Here is a 19,202-nt window from a genome sequence, read left to right as displayed (position 1 = left end):
CTTGGCTTGTTTATGTCATTCTCACGAAGGCGGGAATGACATTGAACGAATTTCTCGAGCCATAAAACAATACCTACTTACAATAACAATTTCACTACTCCACAGCTTTCTCAAGATTTACTATTATAACGGGTGACTTATTAATTTCTTGTTTTAAGGTTTTACGGATTGTTCCTTTTATTGCCTCGATTACTTGTTCATCCGACAATGCTTTTTTAGCCTGTTTATTTTGAATGGTAACAAGTTCTTTAATGTCGTTTTTAATGAGGTTAACTAATGCCATATCCTCTTTCGGATCAAGCAGCCCGGGCATAGACAGCATTGGGTTTGCAGCAAGTAGTCCTTTTTTATTAATGACTACTGATGCTACCACGATACCCGACTCACGCATACGTCTTCTAGCTTTGAAAATCGGAGATTCAACGGGCAGCAAATAATTACCGTCAACAGCTAAATAACCGTTTTCAACCTTTGAAATTACTTTTGCATTATTAGGTTCAAGCAGTACTACACTACCATTTTCAACCTCTACTACCTGTTTTATGCCGTTTTTCTTAGCAAGCTTAACATGTTCATGAATATGTACAGGCTCGCCGTGAACAGGTATACAAATATTCGGTCTAATTAGAGAATACATTTTTTGTAGCTCGTCAATCGATGGATGTCCTGAAACATGTACAAAATGGTCTCGCTCAGTAATAACTTCTACACCGGCTTTAACAAATATATTAAATAGCCTGAATATTTTCTTTTCATTACCCGGAATAATTTTTGAAGAAAAAATCATTGTATCCTTAGGAACAAGCTTTATAGACGGATGAGAATTACTAGCCAGTTTTGCGGTAGCAGCCATAGGCTCACCTTGACAACCGGTAGCAATTACTAATAATTCTTCTCTTCTAAATCTGCTAACATCACGTTCACTAATTAGAGGAGCAATATCTTTCAAATAGCCGCTTTCCTGCGCAGCAAGCATCATACGGTGCAAACTTCTACCGGTTAAGACTACTTTTCTACCCGCAAGCCCTGCAGCATGAATTATTGTATCAAGCCGTGCTAAATTAGAGGCAAAGGTTGAAACTACTACCATTTGAGGACAACCGGCTATAATATCTACTAAACTTTTTCTAACATCCCCCTCAGAACCTGAGCTTCCTTTATTAAATACGTTAGTTGAATCACAAACAAGTGCAAGAACCCCTTCATCTCCGTAAGATTTTAAAAGCTCCTCATCGGCTTTTTTCCCAAGTATCGGATCGTTATCAAATTTCCAATCCCCCGTATGTAAAATATTACCTGCATCCGTACGGATCATAATTGCTTGCATTTCAGGAGCCGAGTGAGTCAGTGGCACCATCTCTAAGGAAAAAGGATCTAGATTTATTTTACTACCGGGTTTTACTTCATGAATTTTTATATTTTTAGCAAAATCATATTCATTTAAACGAATTTTTAGAAAATTTGCTGTAAAAGTAGTAATATAAATAGGACATTTAAGTCTATGCCATAAATATTGGACTCCACCTAAATGATCCTCGTGAGCATGAGTTAAAATCAGACCTACTATATCTTTTTTATATTTCTCGATAAAGCTGCTATCAGCAATTATCATATCAACACCGGGTAAATAATCATCGGCAAAACCGCTACCACAATCAATCATTAACCATTGACCTTGATAATGGTAAAGATTAAGATTCATACCTATTTCATTAGATCCCCCTAGCGGTACAAATAGCAGATCATTTTTATGATTTTTGATGTTGAATGATGACATAATTTAACTTAATATTTATTTTATTTTATTCTTATAACTTATTATTAGTTAAGCGTCTATATATTAAAAAAGAAATTCATATAATGAATATAAATAAAATAGCATTAATTTATAACCACAATTCCAAACATTTAGCTATTATAGAGGAAATAAAACAACTCTATAATTATTGTAAAATAGAGGAGGCGGAGGTCATTATCGTAATAGGCGGGGATGGAGAATTACTACATAATATTCACCGCTATATGCATCTTAATATACCTTTTTACGGAGTTAATTTAGGAAGCCTCGGCTTTTTAATGAATCCTTTAGATACCAAAAAATTATTACAAAATATACACGAAAGTACAGTTTCTATCCTAAATCCTCTTCTTATGCAAGTCGAAGATACGAGCGGTCAAATATATACGGCACTTGCTATTAACGAAGTATCGATATTTCGTAAAACTAATCAAGCTGCTAAATTTAGAATAGAAGTAAACGGGATAGAGAGAATGAGCGAATTAGTAGCAGACGGAGCTTTAGTTGCAACACCTGCCGGAAGTAGTGCTTATAATTTATCTGCCAGCGGTCCTATTTTACCGCTTGAGTCAAACATGTTATGCCTAACCCCTATCTGCTCGTTTAGACCGCGTAGATGGCACGGTGCTTTACTGCTTTCATCTGCTACGATTAAATTTGAAATACTTAATACAAATAAACGACCGGTAAATGCTACTGCCGACTTTCAGGAGTTTAATAATATCACAAATGTTACCGTTAAATCTACTAAGGATAAGCCTGTCAAACTGCTCTTTAATAAAAACCATACGCTGGAAGATAGAATTATTAAAGAGCAATTCGGTGGGTAATTATTAAAAAATATTAATAATTTTTTGACTAAGAATTAAACTAATGTATGATGCCTTGTTAAAAATAACTAGGCATCATATATGAAATCAAGTCTTCTATTAACTTTTCTGAAAATAACCATATTTTGAGAATATATTAACCAAATTCATATCGAAGCTCTTGTTAGCAACCTTAATTTTGCACAAGCACAAGCTATAGAAAAAATTAATAAGATTATCACTTGTTTAATCGCAATTAAAAAATACAACTTAGCGTTAAAGAAAGTTGAGGAAATTTTACAATATGATAATAAAAATCAGGAAGCCATTGAGATTAGATAAGAATCAATGTGATAAATTTATAAATGCCTTAAAGAAAGATATAATATATAGACAACAGGGGGATAACGGCGTTAAATTTATCGGTAAAAAGTAGTTGACATTAAAATTGATGGTGACCAGTGTTTATTCACAAATATATTACATTCAAACGAACAAGGTGAATTACTGATACATTTTGATCATCAAGGAAATCATAATGATGTAATAAAATTCGCCGGCGAACATCATCTAGAATTTCATCAAGATTCACTATAACTTTAATAAAATTATTAATTTTTACTCAAAAGGTTGGCGTAGGTTAATAGCGGCAGATACGGTACCCTCGTCTAAATAATCAAGTTCACCTCCGATAGGTATACCGCTAGCAAGGCGAGAAATTTTAGCAGGATGCTCTTTTAAATATTCTGTAATAAAATAAGCAGTAGTCTGACCTTCTAAAGTAGAATTAGTAGCAATAATAACTTCTTTAATATTTTCTGCAAAACATCTTGTAAGTAGTTCAGGTAACCGAAGTATGCTAGGGTTTTGTCTACTAGCTGCCGATAAATTATGACCGAGTACATGATATAAACCTTTAAAATTACCGCTACGCTCCATTGCCCATAATTCAGCCACAGTTTCGACAATAGCAATAATTGATTTATCTCTATATTCAGAAGAACAAATACGGCACATATTTTCCGTATCCATATTACCGCAAATCTCGCATTTTACTATTTTCTTATCTATCTCTACAAGATTATTAATCAGGCTTTTTAACCTTACGTCTTTATCTTGCAATAGGTAAAGCGCTATACGCCTTGCCGATCTAATACCAAGACCGGGTAATTTTGAAAAAAGATAAATTAGCTGATCTATATCATTATCATTTGTTTCATTCATAAATATACTCGTTTAATTTGAAAAATGAGCTACGTCGTATTATAAGAACTGCGGTACTCACCTATTAAGTGTATATGCTCCGCTCCTCGCCTTATATACTCCTTGCTCTTTTCCAAATTAAACTTCGTCTATTACTTAGGAGTATATTTAAGACTTAATAACGACGGTTCCGGCTATCTTATCATGTAATGCTTGTTTTTTAGAAGAAAAAAGTATGAAAAAAATACCGATAGGAAAAGTCATATACCCTAAAAATCTTTTAATTAACTGCTTTAAGGTCGGACGATTTAATGTTACGGCATCTACGATTTTCATACGTAAAAACATTTTACTAAGCGTTGCACCTTTATAATACCAAAGCGTTATGAAATATGAGCCTATTACTAATATATTAGTAGCAAAAATTGAAATATTAAACAAAATATATTTATTAAAATTTCCTGCTTTAAGATATTCATAAAATTCCTGACTCATAACCGAGTTAAACATTTCATTGGGATTATAAAGATTAATGTTATTGCTAAGGAAGTAATCATTAAAGAACAACCATAATAAATTAAAAGAACAAAATTGTGATATTGGGATTGCTATAAAGGCAAATACTGATAAATCAAGTGCCGTAGAAAAAATTCGTGCTATAAAATCAGGATAAATAATTTGCTTTTTCATTGCCAGTTACTTTATTTTGGTGTTAGATAGTAAGGGTTATGGCAATCTCAGGATTTTGGCATGAGATTGCTTCGTCAAAACTTACAGTTTTTCCTCGCAATGACGATTAATACCCCTAATCAAAATTCAATATATTACATTCATGAATCAATTTGAAGCATATAGTTTATTATTTGTTGATAGTTTTGTCTCAAATCTTGTTATAGGTTTTCAGAATGAATTAATATTTCATGCTATGAAAATGTTCGGAGGCTATAATAGTTTAATAATGCTGTTAGTAGCTATTTGTGCTTCTCTTAGCGGTAATGCAATCAATTATATTTTTGGAAAAATAGTTTTAAATATCTTTTATGCTTCCAAAAATACACAAAATATTTTAAGACATAAAAATTTAACAAAACTATATTATAAATATGAGATATTTATAATTTTCTTAATGGCATTTGCTTTTTGGGGAAGCTTTATTTCTTTATTCTCCGGTTTTTTTAAAACAAAATTTCTAAAATTTTTAGGTATTGGTTGTTTGGCAAAAGCATGCTATTATGCCTTAGAATTGTATATATTTTTTAACGCATGAAAAAATTAACCAAAACTCATTCTCATAGACAACAAAAATTAGCAAGCATTATAAATGAAGCATTAATAGAAATTCTAAGGCGTGGCAAAATGCTGGATACCAGACTTTTTGATTGTCCTCTCACTATTACGAAAGTTATAGTTACTGCTGATCTCAAAATAGCTAATTGTTATTTCTTGCCTTTTAATACTAAACTAACAATAGATGAAATTATGGATGCATTAAATAATTCTAAAAATGCTATCAGAAATTTTATTACTAATAAAATAAATATGAAATTCTCGCCTGATATAAGATTTTATTACGATCACGGATTTGATAATGCTATAAAAGTGGCACACTTATTAAAAGATCTCTGAATATAAGAATCTAATAATTTATTAAAAAAATTATTATTAATAAATTGTTTTAATATTTAGGTTATTGTATCATGCCATATTTTAATCAGTAATGTTATAACTTAAATATGGCATAACAAAATAGATAACTTAAAAGAAATAAAAGGATTAACAGGTTTACGCGGGTATACTGCATTATGGGTATTCTTCTTAACACGCCACATATAATTTGGCCATGTAACTCAATTGGAATGAATATAGCAAGACTTGGCAGTCTTGGGGTTGTAATATTTTTTGTGTTATCCGGCTTTATTTTATGTTATGTATATAATACTAGGTTTTATACGCATACCGTTAGTTATAAAAGTTTTTTATTTGCACGTATTGCCAGAGTTTATCCCTTACATTTATTTATGCTTTTATAATGTGTTCCTTATTCAAGCATGGGGGTTCACGGGTTTAGTATCTTGGAATCAACCTTCATGTACAATACATACGGTAATGTTTGCATATTAATTATTTCCTTTTTTAATATCATTGATGCAAGATTATCAATAATTAAGTTATTGATAATCTTGTTATTTATATCTTATGGGATAATTTCTACTCCTTATGCTTTTCAATGGCTGCAGACCCATATTAGTAACGAAAGAATACAATTTGCTTACGGTAAAAGCTTAATAATGTTTTTAGGTGTATTTATTTTTGGTTGTATAACATTTTTTATTACAAAATATATAAAATCTTTGAAACTTAATTATATTATTTATGATATTATTACATTTGTAGGAATTGCTGTTTTTGTTTATATTTTTATTATAATTAATGCAGAAACACTTTGGTGGCTTGCAGTTGGCTCATCCTTAATAATTATTGGAACATCTAATGATTCAGGATTAAGTACACTTATTTTCGGTAATCCAATAACATATTTTCTAGATCAAATTTCATATGCTTTATACCTTTCTGTTTTAACTACAGAATGTTTGTAGCATATTACTGGATTGATCCAACTCCTTTATGGCTTAAATTTGCTACTTCGGTTACAATAGCTACTATGTTGCATTATACAATTGAATTACCAGCTCGCCAGTTCATTCATCAATTAAAAGTGAATAGATAGATAGGTGCTAGGGGATAAACGCAATCATTGAAAACAATAATTATCCGTTATACTAAAAACGCTTAAAAATTAAGCTTTAGTACAACAGCCCCCTAACATAAATGGACTAAAGGCTATAATAAATGTTTTGCAATGATGGAGTTTAAACATCATTTACAAAACGATAAATATCATAATAATTAAAATAATCAAGATATTTTAGTGATTTTTTAAATTTTAAGTATAACTCAAATAAAAATAAATCCTTATTTTTATTAAATAACTTTAAAAGATTATTTTTTTATATTATAAATATAAAAATAATCTTTTAATAAAAATAAATAGAAAATGTCTCCTCAAATAATAGAGTTATTAATTTTTGCCGTTATTGCCTTTTACATTATCAACAAATTAATTACGACTCTCGGTTCTACTTCAGAAGAGGAACAGACAAAGCAAAAATCTTATTTTGGCGAACCGGTTATTAAGGACGTAACTTACAGTATAGTTAAATCTAATAAAGAAGAAAAAAATATTCCAACAGCCCAAGATATTAAAGCTTTTAAAGATATAATAGTAGAACATAATATAACTGCGGTCGTAGATGGAATGGAACAAGTCCATAAACGCCTTTACTCCTTTGATCCGGTTAAATTCATAAATAATGCTAAAACTGCTTTTCAAATGATTATAGAAGCTGCTTATAAAAAAGATGCTAAAGAATTATCTGAGCTGATAGATAAAAGATACTTGGAAGAATTTGAAAAAATAACACCGTCCTATGGTGATTTTTTTGACTCATCGACTTTAAGTGCAAAATATTCAGAAATTTACATGTTCGGTAATAACATATTTATTAAATTACTATTTCAAGGTAAAAATGTGGTTGACAAAATCGAAGATTTAAAAGAAGAATGGACATTTACACGTAATGCTAATACCAAAGAAGTTGATTGGTTTTTAAGCAATATTGAGAGAGTGTAGCAATTATATTTTATGACCTGAATGTCATTTCCGCAGAAGCGGGAATGACATCAAAAGACTATAAAACTAAATAACAAACTATTAGTAATGAGTAAAATTTTCTATATTATAGGCACTATATTAATAATAAGTGTCGGTATTTTTATGTTTCAAACGATAACGGATAACAATCAAATAATCCCCAGAAAAGTTTTATTCGGTAACCCTGATAAAGCAAGGGTTTCTCTAACCCACGACGGCAAATATATTCTATATGTTGCACCGAAAGACGGTGTATTAAACATTTGGCTAGCACCCTCAGATGATATTAGTAAAGCAGAAGCCATAACCCATGATAAAGGACGCGGTATTTGGTCTTATACTAAAGCTTATAATAATAAAAATATTTTATATACCCAAGATTTTAACGGTGATGAAAATGACCGAATTTATAGCTATAACATAGAGACAAAAGAGACAAAATTACTTACTCCTGCAAAAGGAGTTAAAGCCAAAATAGCCGGAGCAAGTCATAAGAAGCCAAATGAGATATTAATATATTTAAATGAGCGTAATCCTGAATATTTTGATATTTACAAATTAAATCTAGATACTCTAGAAAAAGAACTGATTTATAAAAATGATAGATTTACTGATTATGTAACTGATGAAAATTTAAATTTAAGATTCGGTAGCTTACTAGATAAAGACGGAGCTGTTGAATATTATGAATTAAAAGACGGAGAACCAAAGTTATTTACTAAGATATCAATGGAAGATTCTTTTAACACTTCCATACTTGGTTTTGATGCTAGCGGTGAAACTTTATATATGCTAGAGGGACGTAATCGTAATACCTCCGCACTTAAAGCTATAACACTAGCTACAGGTAGTGAAGAAATATTAGCCGAAGATACAAAAGCTGATATCGGCTTATTTACAGTTCATCCCACAAAGCAAACTCCGCAAGCAGTATCTATAGATTATGATAGAGTCTCATATAAAATATTAGATAAAGATATTGAAGATGATATTAAATATTTGCAATCTATTGATCGCGGTGATTTAATTATTAATAGTAGGACGCTAGACGATAAAACTTGGATCGTTGCTTATATGGCTGATAATACACCGGTGAAATATTATAAATATGATAGGGCAAATAAAAAAGCTGAGTTTTTATTTACTAATCGCAAAGAACTTGAGCAATATAATCTTGCTAAGATGATACCGATAATTATCAAGTCACGTGACGGGCTTGATTTAGTTAGCTATATCACTTTTCCAAATGATGTAAAGCTCGATAAAAATAATATACCCGATAGAAAAGTACCTCTAATTTTAAATGTCCACGGCGGTCCGTGGGTACGTGATAGCTGGGGATACAATCCTGAGCATCAGTGGCTTGCAAATCGTGGTTACGCAGTTTTAAGTATAAATTACCGTGGTTCTACCGGTTTTGGGAAAGATTTCTTAAACGCCGGTAATTTAGAATATGCCGGTAAAATGCACACCGATTTAATTGATGGTGTTAACTGGGCTATTAAGAATAATATAGTTGATTCTGACAAAGTTTGTATTATGGGTGGAAGCTATGGAGGTTATGCAACGCTTGTAGGTCTTACCATGACGCCTGACGTATTTGCTTGCGGTATTGACGTTGTCGGTATGTCTAATTTATTAACTCATGTGCAATCTAAAGCTCCTTATATGACACCATTGTTAAGTATATATAAAACACGTATAGGACCTTGGGATACTGAAGAAGAAAAAGAATTTTTAAGACAAAGATCACCGATTAATTTTGTTGATAATATCAAAAAGCCTTTATTTATAGCACAAGGTGTTCACGATGTGAGAGTCGTGCAGGCAGAATCAGAACAGATTGTAAACAGCATGCAAGCAAAGCATATACCGGTAGTTTATGCACTTTACAAAGATGAAGGTCATGGATTTGCAAAAGCCGGTAATCGAATCTCATATTACGCTCTTGCCGAGCAGTTTTTAGCTAAGGTTTTAAAAGGAAGAGCGGAACATATAGGAGATGACTTAAAGAATGCTAATCTCATTCTGAATGATAAAGAAAAAATTAGCGGTACAGAGGCAGAAAAGATTATAGATACGGCCGTTGGGAATTAAGAAGAAACTGTCATACCGTGACTCGGTGTCACCCCGTGGCTTACCCATGGGATCTAGTTAAAAATACTAATAATTTTAGTATTTTTTATTGTTTTTTAGATTCCTGCTTTCGCAGGAAAATGACACAGAAGAGCGACAATGACATTAAGTAAGTTTGAGTACTATCATACTACTTACAAATACTGAAAATTCTTACGGCTTAATTACAAAACTTTTTCACTGGATCATGAGCATTATAGTTATAGTAATGCTCGTTGTCGGTGTCTTAATGGATAATTTCTTAGAACTTCCTTTAAAATGGCAATTATACGGGATACATGAAGCAACCTGTATAGTTGTTTTATCTTTAGTAATAATAAGGCTTTTATGGAAATTCTATAATGCTAATGTTTTGCTACCGGAAGATATGCCGAATTGGCAAAAAAAGCCGCTAATATTAATATACATTTGCTATAGCTTTTAATGTTATTAATGCCGATAAGCGGCTTTCTAATAACTATTTTATCAAACTATCATATTGATTTTTATGGTTTGTTTACTATAAATTCTTTTGCTCCAGATTTACAATTTGCCAAAATCTTTAAAAAAATCTATAAAAATGCTGCTTATTTACTGCTTTAATTATTTTGATATACTAGCTGCATTATATCATCACTTTATTAGGAAAGATAACGTATTCAAAGAGGATAGTAAATGAGTAACCTCATTATAAACTTATTGACATATAATAAATTGTGTTTTATATACAAAGTAAGATCCGATAACTTCCTATATTAGTATTATGAGTAAAAGTGCCAGAGTAGTAATCTCATCGACACAGGTAGTTATACCTAAATATATAAGAAATAAACTTGGTTTACATTCAGGCTCTGAGTTAATAATTAACTACAAAAAAAATGAAACATTAGAATTGCTTCCCATAAAAAAAGATATCTATAGCTTTTTTGGTAAAGGTCAACATAAAGCTAAAAACGGTCCGGTGGATGTAGATGAAGCTATTAGTATTGCGGTTATCGAAAATGATAGGAATTGACACTAATATCTTAACTCGTACTTTTCTTGAAGATGATGCAATACAAGGTAAAGCAGCTCAAAATTTCTTAAACAATAACATCACTAATAAGATTTTTATTGCATCATATGCATTACTTGAATTTGTATGGGTGCTAAAAGTAAATAAATTTACTCGCCAGGAAATTTATGAAGCAGTAATTAATCTTATTGATAATTCCGGCTTTATCATTGGGCATCAAGACATAATAATATCAGCTACTGAAAAATATACTAAAGGTAAAGCAGACTTTGCCGATTATATAATTATTGCAGAAGGAGAAGTCAATAGTGCTAATAAGTTTATCACTTTTGATAAAGACCTAGTAAGAGAAGTTAAAAATGCATCTTATCCATAAAAATTAATAGCAATTTAAATAAATTATTTAAAATGAATATTCATGAATATCAAGCAAAAGAGATTTTAAGAAAATACGGCGTACCTACTTCCACCGGGCTAGTTGTTACGAAAACCGAAAAGATTAATGAAACCATAGATAAATTAAATACGGAAGTATATGTGGTTAAAGCACAAATACATGCCGGCGGTAGAGGTAAAGCAGGCGGTGTTAAGGTTGTTAAGAGTAAAGAAGAAGCCAAAAAAGTTGCTCATGACATGTTTGGTATTAATTTAGTAACGCATCAAACAGGACCTCAAGGACAAAAAGTAAACCGTCTTTATATCGAATCAGGTTGTGATATTTTAAAAGAATATTATTTTAGTATAGTATTTGATAGATCGGCTAGCTGTATTACTTTTATAGCTTCTACAGAAGGAGGAGTTGATATTGAAGCAGTAGCAGAAAAAACTCCGGACAAAATTATTAAATTTTCCGTTGATCCTGCAACCGGTTTACAAGATTTTCATATGCGAGGCATAGCTTATGAGTTAGGCTTTAAGGATAACCAAGCTAAACAGATGAAAGAAATAGTAAAATCAGTCTATAATGCTTTTATTGAAACCGATGCAGCACAAATTGAAATCAACCCATTAATTGTAAATAGCGACGGGAATTTATTAGCTTTAGATGCAAAAATTACTTTTGACGATAACGGCTTATTTCGGCATCCGAATATTACGGCAATGCGTGATCATGATGAAGAAGATCCTCTAGAAACTAGAGCAGCAAATGCAGGACTTAGCTATGTAAAAATGGATGGTAATATCGGTTGTATGGTTAACGGTGCCGGTCTTGCCATGGCCACTATGGATATTATTAAACTTTACGGTGCTTCGCCTGCTAATTTCTTGGATGTCGGTGGTGGAGCTGATCGTGAGCGTGTAAAAGAAGCTTTAAAAATAATTTTATCTGATAAAGAAGTACAAGGGATTCTAGTTAATATTTTCGGCGGTATCATGCGTTGTGATATTATAGCAGAAGGGATTATTGCCGCTGCAAAAGACATAGGTATAAAAGTACCGTTAGTAGTTCGTTTAGCCGGTACAAACGTTGAAAAAGGCGAAGAAATTTTATCAAATTCCGGTTTAGCAATAATACCGGCACATGATTTAGCAGATGCGGCAAATAAAATAGTTGAAGCGATACGGTAGATAACCGTCATGAGCTATACAGGCATTGACCTTGTTGTATAGCTCGAAAAACCAGTTCAGTGTCATACCGTGGCTTGACCACAGTATCCATAAAAAAATTAAAAAAGGACTGGATCACGCGATCAAGTCGCGGGATGACATCAAAGTAAAATAAAAACAATAAACATTATTTAACATGGCAATATTAATAAATAAAAAAACACAAGTTATCTGTCAGGGTTTTACTGGTTTACAAGGAACTTTTCACTCTGAACAAGCGATAGCGTACGGCACTAACATGGTTGGCGGTGTTACACCCGGCAAAGGCGGTCATACTCACCTTGATTTACCTGTATATAATACCGTACATGAAGCAAAAGCAAAAACCGGTGCAAATGCAAGCGTTATATATGTTCCGCCCGGCTTTGCCGCTGATTCAATATTAGAAGCAATCGATGCCGAAATTGAAGTAGTAGTATGTATAACGGAAGGAATTCCGGTGCTTGATATGCTGAAAGTAAAACGTGCTTTAGTCGGTTCTAAAACTAGATTAATCGGTCCTAACTGCCCTGGAGTTATCACACCGGGTGAATGTAAAATCGGTATTATGCCTGGGCATATTCATAAAAGAGGAACAATAGGTATTGTTTCAAGATCAGGTACTCTAACTTATGAAGCAGTAGCACAGACAACAGCAGTAGGACTTGGACAATCTACGTGTGTCGGTATAGGCGGCGATCCTGTTAACGGCACTAATTTTGTTGATTGTATTGAGATGTTTTTGAAAGATGATGAAACAAAAGCAATTATTATGATCGGTGAAATTGGCGGTAATGCAGAAGAAGATGCAGCTGAGTTTATCAAGCAGTCAAAAATCAAGAAACCTATAGTAAGCTTTATTGCAGGTATTACAGCACCTCCAGGTAAAAGAATGGGACATGCCGGAGCCATTATTGTCGGAAGAACAGGAAGTGCCGAAGATAAGCTTGAAGCTCTACAAAGTGCCGGCGTAATTATCACTAGATCCCCTGCCGATATCGGTAAAACTATGTTAGATTTACTAAATGGCTAAAAGTTATTCAAGAGCAATTGCTGTCATTCCTACTAGGCCTTGTTGCGTGGAAACTGAAGGTCGTCATTGCAAGGAAATTACGTAACTAATTGACGAAGCAATTTCAGGATGCTTGACAAGATTGCCACGTCGCTTCGCTCCTCGCAATGATGATTTGGTATCCATACAACAATGCTTTCACGGGCATAACATAAAAAGCATTTACTGGTCTACGCAACAATTCTTAAGAACTCTTAATTACCCCTAATTTCTTTAACTATATTTAGTAATTGTGGGAAATCTATTAACCCAGGTATTAATTTTGAATCGATTATATACGCAGGTACTCCTTGAATTCTAAGACTTCTAGCTATTTTCATATTTTGAGTAATTAAATCTTTAATCTGATTACTATCGGCAATTTCTTCAATTTCCGTAGCATTTAAGCCATTCTCAGTTAATAATTCTTTTATAGATTCCTTAGAAACATCTCTTATTTTTATTAATTCATCATGAACAGCTTTGAATTTACTTGGATTAACCTTATAAACGGCTAAAACTATTCTTGCAAGATATTCGGAAACATCTCCAAGGATAGGAAGCGGTCGTAATACAACTTTAACTTTTGGATCGTTTTGCAATAATTCATTTATAGAAACATCGCCTTTTTTACAATAAGAACAATTGTAATCATAAAAAGCAATTATTGTTACATCACCGTCTTTATTTCCTATAACAGGAAAACTTGTGCTATCTTCAATACTTAACTTATTATCTTTTATATAGTTATTAACTTTAGTCTCATTTTCCTGTACTTTACGTTTTTGCAACCCTTCTATTGATTCTATTATTATTTCCGGAGTTTTAAGCAAATAATCTTTGATTATTTCTTGTACTCTTTCCTCCTCACATTTTCTTGCATCTTCGCTTTGTTTAACCTCAACGGAAACCGGATTTGTAGAATAAGTTTTCATTGTTTTGAAAACAAATAAAACTCCTATTATAACTATAAATATAACCAATATTTTACCTATAATATGCTGCATAAATACCTTTTTTAAAAATTTTATATCTTCCTAAAGTCTAAGTAATTCTATATGTCATTCCCGCGAAAGCGGGAATGACATAAAACGAGCTATGTAACAAAGCCGGCTTGTCATCCGGTGTAGCAAAGTCCATTACTTCTGTCTTATTAATCTGCTCTGATCTCTTTTCCAGTCTTTTTCTTTAATTGACTCTCTTTTATCATGTAATTTCTTACCTTTAGCAATACCAAGTTCAACTTTCACTTTATTTTTTTTATTAAAATACATAGAAAGAGCTACTAGCGTATAGCCTTTTATTCTAATTCTACCGATAATTTTCTTTATCTCTTTAGTATGCAACAATAATTTACGCGGTCTACGAGTAGCATGATTAAATCTATTCGCTTTTTCATATTCTGCAATATGGCAGTTATACAAAAATACCTCATGTCCGGTATCTGCCGCATGACTTTCTTCTATAGAAGCTTTGCCCTGACGCAGAGACCGTACTTCACTACCCTTTAATACAATACCCGCTTCTAATCTTTCTGCAATAAAATAATTAAAAAGGGCTTTCTTATTTTGTGCAATAACTTTCTTATATTCAGTCATATTTTTATAGATAGTGATGTTATGATGTTTTCAATTTGTTTTTTGGCACTATCGCTTGCTTCAGTTAATGGGGGTCTAATTTCATTTTCACATAAACCTAAATAATGTGCAGCATATTTTATCGGAATCGGATTAGATTCTACAAATAATGCTGTATATAAAGGTAGTAATTTCTGATGGATTTCTAATGCTCCTTTAGTATCATTCTTATTCCATTTTTCTAATAGCTCTTTACATATATTAGGAACAATATTAGAGGCTACAGAAGTCCACCCCACCCCACCTTGAGCGTTAAAAGCTAAGACTACTTCATCATTACCGGTTAAAATATTGAAATCCTTTTTAACTGTTGCTCTGATCCGCAATGGACGTTCTAAATCTACACCACAATCTTTTAATGCTAAAATACGCGGTAGCTTGCTAAGTCTCAATATTGTCTCATCAGAAAAATCTACTCCGCTTCTAGTTGGAGCTGAATATAACATAATAGGTAGATTACACACTTCATGCAATGCTTCAAAATGCTTATAAATCCCGTGTTGGGTAGGTTTGACATAAGATGGTGGACTAGCCATAAAACCATCTACGCCGATTTTTGTAGATTCCGCTGCAAGTGCTCTTGCATAAGTAGTATTATTTGATGAACACCCGCTTATTATAGGAATACACTTATTAACGATTTCTACGCTAGTTTGCAGTAATAATTTATATTCTTCAAAGCTTAAACTACTACTTTCTCCCGTTGAGCCTGCAATTAATACTGCATCGACTTCATGCTTTATTTGATGTTTTACAATTCTCTCTAAAGCATATAAGTCTAACTTATTATCTTTAAAAGGTGTTATAAGTGCGGTAATTAAACCTTTAAATATGTTATGCATGATTTTTTTGATTTTAATTGTTTAGCTTATTAAATCGTCATTGCGAGAAGAATTACGTAGTAATTCGACGAAGCAATCTCAGGAGTTTGTTATTATTTCATGAGATTGCCACGCAGTCTACGACTGCTCGCAATGACGACTCGGTATCCATACACAGGCAATACCTCCTCGCAATGACGTTTCTTCTACTCCCTAACAACACGCCTATACTCTTCTTTCAAACGATCTGCAATTTTATGATCATCAAAAATAATCTTTTTATTGCCAAGATCTATAGAATCAATATTTTGTACCTCAATTGCTGTGCCTGTAACAAAACATCCGGTAAAATCCTCTATTTGCTCTAATTTTAAACGCTCTTCTTTTACTTCTAGACCTAAATCTTTTGCAATTTCAATAATAGTCTGTCTTGTTATACCGTTTAAAAACCTATCGGCAATTGGAGTATATAATATTTTATCTTTAACAAAGAAAATATTTGTTGTAGTGCATTCAGCAATATACCCTTCATAATCAAGTAATAATGCATCCTCATAGCCAAGAGCCTTAGCTTCTTTTTTACTCGTTATTGCCATATTATATTGAGCGGCGGATTTAGATTGTACCGGGGTGCTATCAGGCATTGCTTTACGCCAGCGGCTTACATGCAAATTTATACCTTTCTCAAAAGACCTCGGCATAGATGGAATACCGGCAATCAAAAGATTAGTAGATAAATACTGATTAGTGATATTTAGCGACTCGTCTCCGCACCAAATAAGCGGTCTTATATATGCATCCTTAATATTATTTTGTTTTATTACACGTTCATGAGCCTTTATTATCTCGTCTACATTATAAGGTACTTTCAAACCTAATGCTTCTGCTGATTTTATTAATCTTGCCGTATGTTCTTTTAGTTTAAAAACTTTGCCGTTATAAGCTCTCTCACCCTCAAATACCGATCCTGAATAATGCAGGCTATGAGTCAAAACATGAATCCTTGCAAATTGATAAGGAACTAAATCACCGTTAATCCAAACATGCCCAAAAATTTGCTCTAGTTTTACCATTGTCATTAACCTATATTTATATTAAAGTATTGTCAATCGTCATGAGCTATACGGCCGTAGTTCTTATGTCATTCCTGCGAAAGCGGGAATCCAGTAGTATTTAACGTCATCCCGCGACTTGATCGCAGGACCTCAGAACACAGCCTGCGACATAAGATCCCGTAGTCAAGCCACGGGATGACAATAGTGAAATACAATTTTTTTAAATTAAACGAGTATACATGCATACATACAAAGCACATATTTTAATCGTTGATGATGATAGCAGAATATTAGCACTTTTAAAGCAATTTTTAAATAAAAACGCGTTTTTAGTATCAACGACAAGCTCAGTCATAGAAGCTAAAAATCTATTAAAAACTTCTAATTATGATTTAATTATTTTAGATGTTATGTTACCTGAAATAACAGGGCTTGATTTTGCTACTACTATAAGGGATGCCGGTAATAATATTCCTATAGTTATGCTTACTGCTTTATCGGAAGCTGATGACCGTGTTAAAGGACTTGAAGCCGGTGCCTCTGATTATATAACTAAACCTTTTGAACCGAGAGAATTATTACTTCGGATAAATAACTTAATCAATAATTATAATAACTTTACAAAAGAAACGAATATAATTAAATTCGGCAATAATTTTTATAATTCCGATACAAAAGAATTTATCAAGAATAATCAAATTGTATCTCTTAGCTCTACTGAACAAAAATTACTTGAGATATTAATAAAAAATTCCGGTAAATCTACTAGTCGTTTTGAACTGTCAAAAATAATGGGAGGGCTTAGTATGCGTTCTATCGATGTACAAATTACAAGAATAAGAAGCAAAATAGAAGACAACCCAAAAGAGCCGAAATATTTAAAAACTGTGCGTAATGAGGGCTATGCACTTTATATCTAAATTATTACAGCATATTTCAAAGAGCTTCAGACAAGATGAATTTAAAAGCGAGCCTACACAGCGTATAAAAATACGTGAGCACAGACGAATCTTGAAAAATTCGCTTGTATCAAGCTCTTTGAAATATGCTTTACCAAGAACATTATTTGTACGGTTTATGTTTATTATAATCATTCCGATTTTAATAGGACAAATCGTTGCTATATTTTTGTTTTACGATCGTCATTGGTATAATGTTTCATATTATACTAGTACTATTATTATCAATGAAATAGAATCATTGATTAAAGAACATAGAAATAATTCAAGAAAGATAACCCATTTATCGGAAAATTATCTTAATTTATCTTATCAGTTTCAGCTTAATAAAAAGTTATCTATAAAACAGCCTAAATTAGGTGAACCTTTAACTATATTCAAAAATATTTTAGCTACAAAAATCCATGAAAAAAATATAGTTAAACTAAATAAGGAAAATAAAATTGAAGTATTTTTAGAATTAAAAGATGGAGTATTATATATTACTTTTCCTGCAAAGTTACTACTTAATCCTACAGTATATATATTTGTTTTATGGATTATATCTTTAACTGTTATATTACTTTCTGTTTCTATTATTTTCTCCAAAAATCAAATTAAATCAATACTCACTCTTGCGGATAGCATGGATAAATTTGGTCGAGGTGTTTTAAAAGGCAAAAATTTTAAACCTTCAGGAGCATTAGAAATAAGAAAAGCAGGGCTTGCTTTTTTAAAAATGAAAGCTCGTATTGAAAAACAAATTACTAAAAAAACCACTATGCTTGCTATGATTTCTCATGACCTGAGAACTCCTTTAACAAGAATGAAGCTACAACTTGAATTGATGGAAGAAAGCGAAGAAATCGAAGGGTTAAAACAAGATATATTAACTATGCAGCAAATGATAAATTCTTATTTAGATTTTGCTAAAGGTGAAAGTACAGAAGAATTTGAAGACATTTTATTATTACCTTGGATGGAACGTTTTTTTAACAAATGGTCACATGTAAATATTGAATTTATAAAATCTACTAATTTAGATAAACTAGAAGTATGCATTAAGCCGCATTCTTTTGAAAGAGCCTTGTCTAATTTAATCGGTAACGCTATAAAATATGGAACTAAAATTAAGATATCCTCAAAAGATAATTCATCTACCGTAGCTATAATTATTGAGGATAACGGTCCCGGTATAGATGATACGGAAACACACCTTGTATTTAAACCGTTTTATAGATCGGATAAAGCAAGACAGCTTGATAATGCAAGTAACGTAGGGCTTGGGCTTGCTATTACTAAAGAAATAATAAACGATCATAAAGGCTCTATTTATTTAGAAGATAGCAAGGATTTAGGCGGGCTATCGGTAAGAATCGAAATACCTAAAATATGACTACCGATGTCATTCCCGTGTAGATGCCAAGTCGTCATTACAAGGATAGGCAAAGCCGAGGGCGT

Annotated in this window: 23 protein-coding genes; 16 read left to right on the top strand and 7 right to left on the bottom strand. The window is 32.2% G+C overall.

Annotated elements, in window-relative coordinates; all coding sequences use genetic code 11:
• Nucleotides 1-94 precede the first annotated feature (94 nt).
• The gene (locus RAF_RS03150) at nt 95-1,777 is read right to left on the bottom strand and encodes a ribonuclease J (RefSeq protein WP_012719698.1); all 1,683 of its coding nucleotides are present in this window, start codon (nt 1,775-1,777) and stop codon (nt 95-97) included.
• 83 nt (nt 1,778-1,860) lie between these two features.
• On the opposite strand from RAF_RS03150, the gene RAF_RS03145 reads away from it, so the two are divergent.
• Nucleotides 1,861-2,628, top strand: coding sequence for an NAD kinase (locus RAF_RS03145; RefSeq protein ID WP_012719697.1), 768 nt, complete (start codon nt 1,861-1,863; stop codon nt 2,626-2,628).
• 283 nt (nt 2,629-2,911) lie between these two features.
• Nucleotides 2,912-3,043 carry a hypothetical protein gene (locus RAF_RS10380; protein ID WP_016728210.1) on the top strand — a complete coding sequence of 44 codons (132 nt, stop codon included), beginning with the start codon at nt 2,912-2,914 and terminating at the stop codon, nt 3,041-3,043.
• A 182-nt stretch (nt 3,044-3,225) separates the two neighbouring features.
• On the opposite strand, the gene recR is transcribed toward RAF_RS10380, so the two are convergent.
• Both recR and RAF_RS03135 read right to left on the bottom strand, forming a co-directional pair.
• Nucleotides 3,226-3,831 carry a recombination mediator RecR gene (recR, locus tag RAF_RS03140; RefSeq protein ID WP_004995735.1) on the bottom strand — a complete coding sequence of 202 codons (606 nt, stop codon included), beginning with the start codon at nt 3,829-3,831 and terminating at the stop codon, nt 3,226-3,228.
• Nucleotides 3,832-3,978: 147 nt separating this feature from the next.
• Nucleotides 3,979-4,500 (bottom strand): RDD family protein, encoded by a 522-nt coding sequence (locus RAF_RS03135; RefSeq protein WP_012719696.1) that lies wholly within the window; start codon nt 4,498-4,500, stop codon nt 3,979-3,981.
• Nucleotides 4,501-4,642: 142 nt separating this feature from the next.
• Between RAF_RS03135 and RAF_RS03130 the strand changes: the two genes are divergently transcribed.
• The 12 genes from RAF_RS03130 (at nt 4,643) to sucD (ending at nt 13,272) form a co-directional block, all read left to right on the top strand.
• Nucleotides 4,643-5,077 (top strand): YqaA family protein, encoded by a 435-nt coding sequence (locus RAF_RS03130; RefSeq protein ID WP_012719695.1) that lies wholly within the window; start codon nt 4,643-4,645, stop codon nt 5,075-5,077.
• Nucleotides 5,074-5,436, top strand: coding sequence for a 30S ribosome-binding factor RbfA (rbfA, locus tag RAF_RS03125; RefSeq protein ID WP_012719694.1), 363 nt, complete (start codon nt 5,074-5,076; stop codon nt 5,434-5,436). The genes RAF_RS03130 and rbfA overlap by 4 nt, the downstream gene beginning before the upstream one ends.
• Nucleotides 5,437-5,612: 176 nt before the next feature.
• The gene (locus tag RAF_RS10575; protein WP_012719693.1) at nt 5,613-5,840 is read left to right on the top strand and encodes an acyltransferase family protein; all 228 of its coding nucleotides are present in this window, start codon (nt 5,613-5,615) and stop codon (nt 5,838-5,840) included.
• A 57-nt stretch (nt 5,841-5,897) separates the two neighbouring features.
• Complete coding sequence (locus tag RAF_RS09815) at nt 5,898-6,407, top strand: hypothetical protein (protein ID WP_234943932.1); 510 nt, start codon at nt 5,898-5,900, stop codon at nt 6,405-6,407.
• A 458-nt stretch (nt 6,408-6,865) separates the two neighbouring features.
• Nucleotides 6,866-7,501 carry a Tim44 domain-containing protein gene (locus RAF_RS03110; RefSeq protein WP_012719691.1) on the top strand — a complete coding sequence of 212 codons (636 nt, stop codon included), beginning with the start codon at nt 6,866-6,868 and terminating at the stop codon, nt 7,499-7,501.
• A gap of 87 nt (nt 7,502-7,588) precedes the next feature.
• Nucleotides 7,589-9,619: a S9 family peptidase gene (locus RAF_RS03105; RefSeq protein ID WP_012719690.1), complete on the top strand. Its 2,031-nt coding sequence runs from the start codon at nt 7,589-7,591 to the stop codon at nt 9,617-9,619.
• A 166-nt stretch (nt 9,620-9,785) separates the two neighbouring features.
• Nucleotides 9,786-10,082, top strand: coding sequence for a cytochrome b (locus tag RAF_RS03100; RefSeq protein WP_041472018.1), 297 nt, complete (start codon nt 9,786-9,788; stop codon nt 10,080-10,082).
• Nucleotides 10,082-10,240: a cytochrome B gene (locus RAF_RS09810; protein ID WP_234943930.1), complete on the top strand. Its 159-nt coding sequence runs from the start codon at nt 10,082-10,084 to the stop codon at nt 10,238-10,240. Before RAF_RS03100 ends, RAF_RS09810 begins: the two co-directional genes overlap by 1 nt.
• 160 nt (nt 10,241-10,400) lie before the next feature.
• Nucleotides 10,401-10,652 (top strand): AbrB/MazE/SpoVT family DNA-binding domain-containing protein, encoded by a 252-nt coding sequence (locus RAF_RS03090; RefSeq protein ID WP_012719689.1) that lies wholly within the window; start codon nt 10,401-10,403, stop codon nt 10,650-10,652.
• Nucleotides 10,639-11,028, top strand: a complete 390-nt coding sequence (locus RAF_RS03085) for a PIN domain-containing protein (RefSeq protein WP_041471859.1) — start codon at nt 10,639-10,641, stop codon at nt 11,026-11,028. Before RAF_RS03090 ends, RAF_RS03085 begins: the two co-directional genes overlap by 14 nt.
• Nucleotides 11,029-11,060: 32 nt before the next feature.
• Entirely contained in the window at nt 11,061-12,221 is a 1,161-nt protein-coding gene (sucC, locus tag RAF_RS03080; RefSeq protein WP_012719687.1) for an ADP-forming succinate--CoA ligase subunit beta, read from the top strand.
• 175 nt (nt 12,222-12,396) lie between these two features.
• A complete protein-coding gene (sucD, locus tag RAF_RS03075) occupies nt 12,397-13,272 on the top strand; it encodes a succinate--CoA ligase subunit alpha (RefSeq protein ID WP_012719686.1) in 876 nt (291 codons plus the stop codon).
• 233 nt (nt 13,273-13,505) lie between these two features.
• Here the strand turns inward: sucD and RAF_RS03070 are convergent, their stop codons facing one another.
• From RAF_RS03070 to RAF_RS03055, 4 genes are all read right to left on the bottom strand, one after another.
• Nucleotides 13,506-14,297 (bottom strand): DsbA family protein, encoded by a 792-nt coding sequence (locus RAF_RS03070; RefSeq protein ID WP_012719685.1) that lies wholly within the window; start codon nt 14,295-14,297, stop codon nt 13,506-13,508.
• A 132-nt stretch (nt 14,298-14,429) separates the two neighbouring features.
• Nucleotides 14,430-14,888 (bottom strand): SsrA-binding protein SmpB, encoded by a 459-nt coding sequence (gene smpB, locus RAF_RS03065; protein WP_012719684.1) that lies wholly within the window; start codon nt 14,886-14,888, stop codon nt 14,430-14,432.
• Nucleotides 14,885-15,769 carry a 4-hydroxy-tetrahydrodipicolinate synthase gene (dapA, locus tag RAF_RS03060; protein ID WP_012719683.1) on the bottom strand — a complete coding sequence of 295 codons (885 nt, stop codon included), beginning with the start codon at nt 15,767-15,769 and terminating at the stop codon, nt 14,885-14,887. Before dapA ends, smpB begins: the two co-directional genes overlap by 4 nt.
• A 185-nt stretch (nt 15,770-15,954) precedes the next feature.
• Nucleotides 15,955-16,827 (bottom strand): branched-chain amino acid transaminase, encoded by an 873-nt coding sequence (locus RAF_RS03055; RefSeq protein WP_012719682.1) that lies wholly within the window; start codon nt 16,825-16,827, stop codon nt 15,955-15,957.
• A 215-nt stretch (nt 16,828-17,042) separates the two neighbouring features.
• On the opposite strand from RAF_RS03055, the gene RAF_RS03050 reads away from it, so the two are divergent.
• Complete coding sequence (locus RAF_RS03050) at nt 17,043-17,723, top strand: response regulator transcription factor (RefSeq protein ID WP_012719681.1); 681 nt, start codon at nt 17,043-17,045, stop codon at nt 17,721-17,723.
• Nucleotides 17,707-19,137, top strand: coding sequence for a palindromic element RPE3 domain-containing protein (locus tag RAF_RS03045; protein ID WP_200858186.1), 1,431 nt, complete (start codon nt 17,707-17,709; stop codon nt 19,135-19,137). Before RAF_RS03050 ends, RAF_RS03045 begins: the two co-directional genes overlap by 17 nt.
• The last annotated feature ends 65 nt before the right edge of the window (nt 19,138-19,202 follow it).

This window comes from Rickettsia africae ESF-5 (assembly GCF_000023005.1).
Taxonomy (GTDB): domain Bacteria; phylum Pseudomonadota; class Alphaproteobacteria; order Rickettsiales; family Rickettsiaceae; genus Rickettsia; species Rickettsia rickettsii.
Note: the sequence above shows the minus strand (reverse complement) of the source record. Positions and strands in the feature narration are given on the sequence as shown.

Excerpts from the sequence above, each read along its gene's own strand:
- RAF_RS03130 (WP_012719695.1), top strand. The coding sequence starts at position 4,643 with ATGAATCAATTTGAAGCATATAGTTTATTATTTGTTGATAGTTTTGTC.
- RAF_RS03050 (WP_012719681.1), top strand. The coding sequence starts at position 17,043 with ATGCATACATACAAAGCACATATTTTAATCGTTGATGATGATAGCAGA.
- RAF_RS03135 (WP_012719696.1), bottom strand. The coding sequence starts at position 4,500 with ATGAAAAAGCAAATTATTTATCCTGATTTTATAGCACGAATTTTTTCT.
- RAF_RS03110 (WP_012719691.1), top strand. The coding sequence starts at position 6,866 with ATGTCTCCTCAAATAATAGAGTTATTAATTTTTGCCGTTATTGCCTTT.
- RAF_RS10575 (WP_012719693.1), top strand. The coding sequence starts at position 5,613 with ATGGGTATTCTTCTTAACACGCCACATATAATTTGGCCATGTAACTCA.
- sucD (WP_012719686.1), top strand. The coding sequence starts at position 12,397 with ATGGCAATATTAATAAATAAAAAAACACAAGTTATCTGTCAGGGTTTT.
- recR (WP_004995735.1), bottom strand. The coding sequence starts at position 3,831 with ATGAATGAAACAAATGATAATGATATAGATCAGCTAATTTATCTTTTT.
- RAF_RS03085 (WP_041471859.1), top strand. The coding sequence starts at position 10,639 with ATGATAGGAATTGACACTAATATCTTAACTCGTACTTTTCTTGAAGAT.
- RAF_RS03055 (WP_012719682.1), bottom strand. The coding sequence starts at position 16,827 with ATGACAATGGTAAAACTAGAGCAAATTTTTGGGCATGTTTGGATTAAC.
- RAF_RS03105 (WP_012719690.1), top strand. The coding sequence starts at position 7,589 with ATGAGTAAAATTTTCTATATTATAGGCACTATATTAATAATAAGTGTC.
- RAF_RS03045 (WP_200858186.1), top strand. The coding sequence starts at position 17,707 with ATGCACTTTATATCTAAATTATTACAGCATATTTCAAAGAGCTTCAGA.
- RAF_RS09810 (WP_234943930.1), top strand. The coding sequence starts at position 10,082 with ATGTTATTAATGCCGATAAGCGGCTTTCTAATAACTATTTTATCAAAC.
- RAF_RS09815 (WP_234943932.1), top strand. The coding sequence starts at position 5,898 with ATGTACAATACATACGGTAATGTTTGCATATTAATTATTTCCTTTTTT.
- sucC (WP_012719687.1), top strand. The coding sequence starts at position 11,061 with ATGAATATTCATGAATATCAAGCAAAAGAGATTTTAAGAAAATACGGC.
- RAF_RS10380 (WP_016728210.1), top strand. The coding sequence starts at position 2,912 with ATGATAATAAAAATCAGGAAGCCATTGAGATTAGATAAGAATCAATGT.
- smpB (WP_012719684.1), bottom strand. The coding sequence starts at position 14,888 with ATGACTGAATATAAGAAAGTTATTGCACAAAATAAGAAAGCCCTTTTT.
- dapA (WP_012719683.1), bottom strand. The coding sequence starts at position 15,769 with ATGCATAACATATTTAAAGGTTTAATTACCGCACTTATAACACCTTTT.
- rbfA (WP_012719694.1), top strand. The coding sequence starts at position 5,074 with ATGAAAAAATTAACCAAAACTCATTCTCATAGACAACAAAAATTAGCA.
- RAF_RS03150 (WP_012719698.1), bottom strand. The coding sequence starts at position 1,777 with ATGTCATCATTCAACATCAAAAATCATAAAAATGATCTGCTATTTGTA.
- RAF_RS03090 (WP_012719689.1), top strand. The coding sequence starts at position 10,401 with ATGAGTAAAAGTGCCAGAGTAGTAATCTCATCGACACAGGTAGTTATA.
- RAF_RS03070 (WP_012719685.1), bottom strand. The coding sequence starts at position 14,297 with ATGCAGCATATTATAGGTAAAATATTGGTTATATTTATAGTTATAATA.
- RAF_RS03145 (WP_012719697.1), top strand. The coding sequence starts at position 1,861 with ATGAATATAAATAAAATAGCATTAATTTATAACCACAATTCCAAACAT.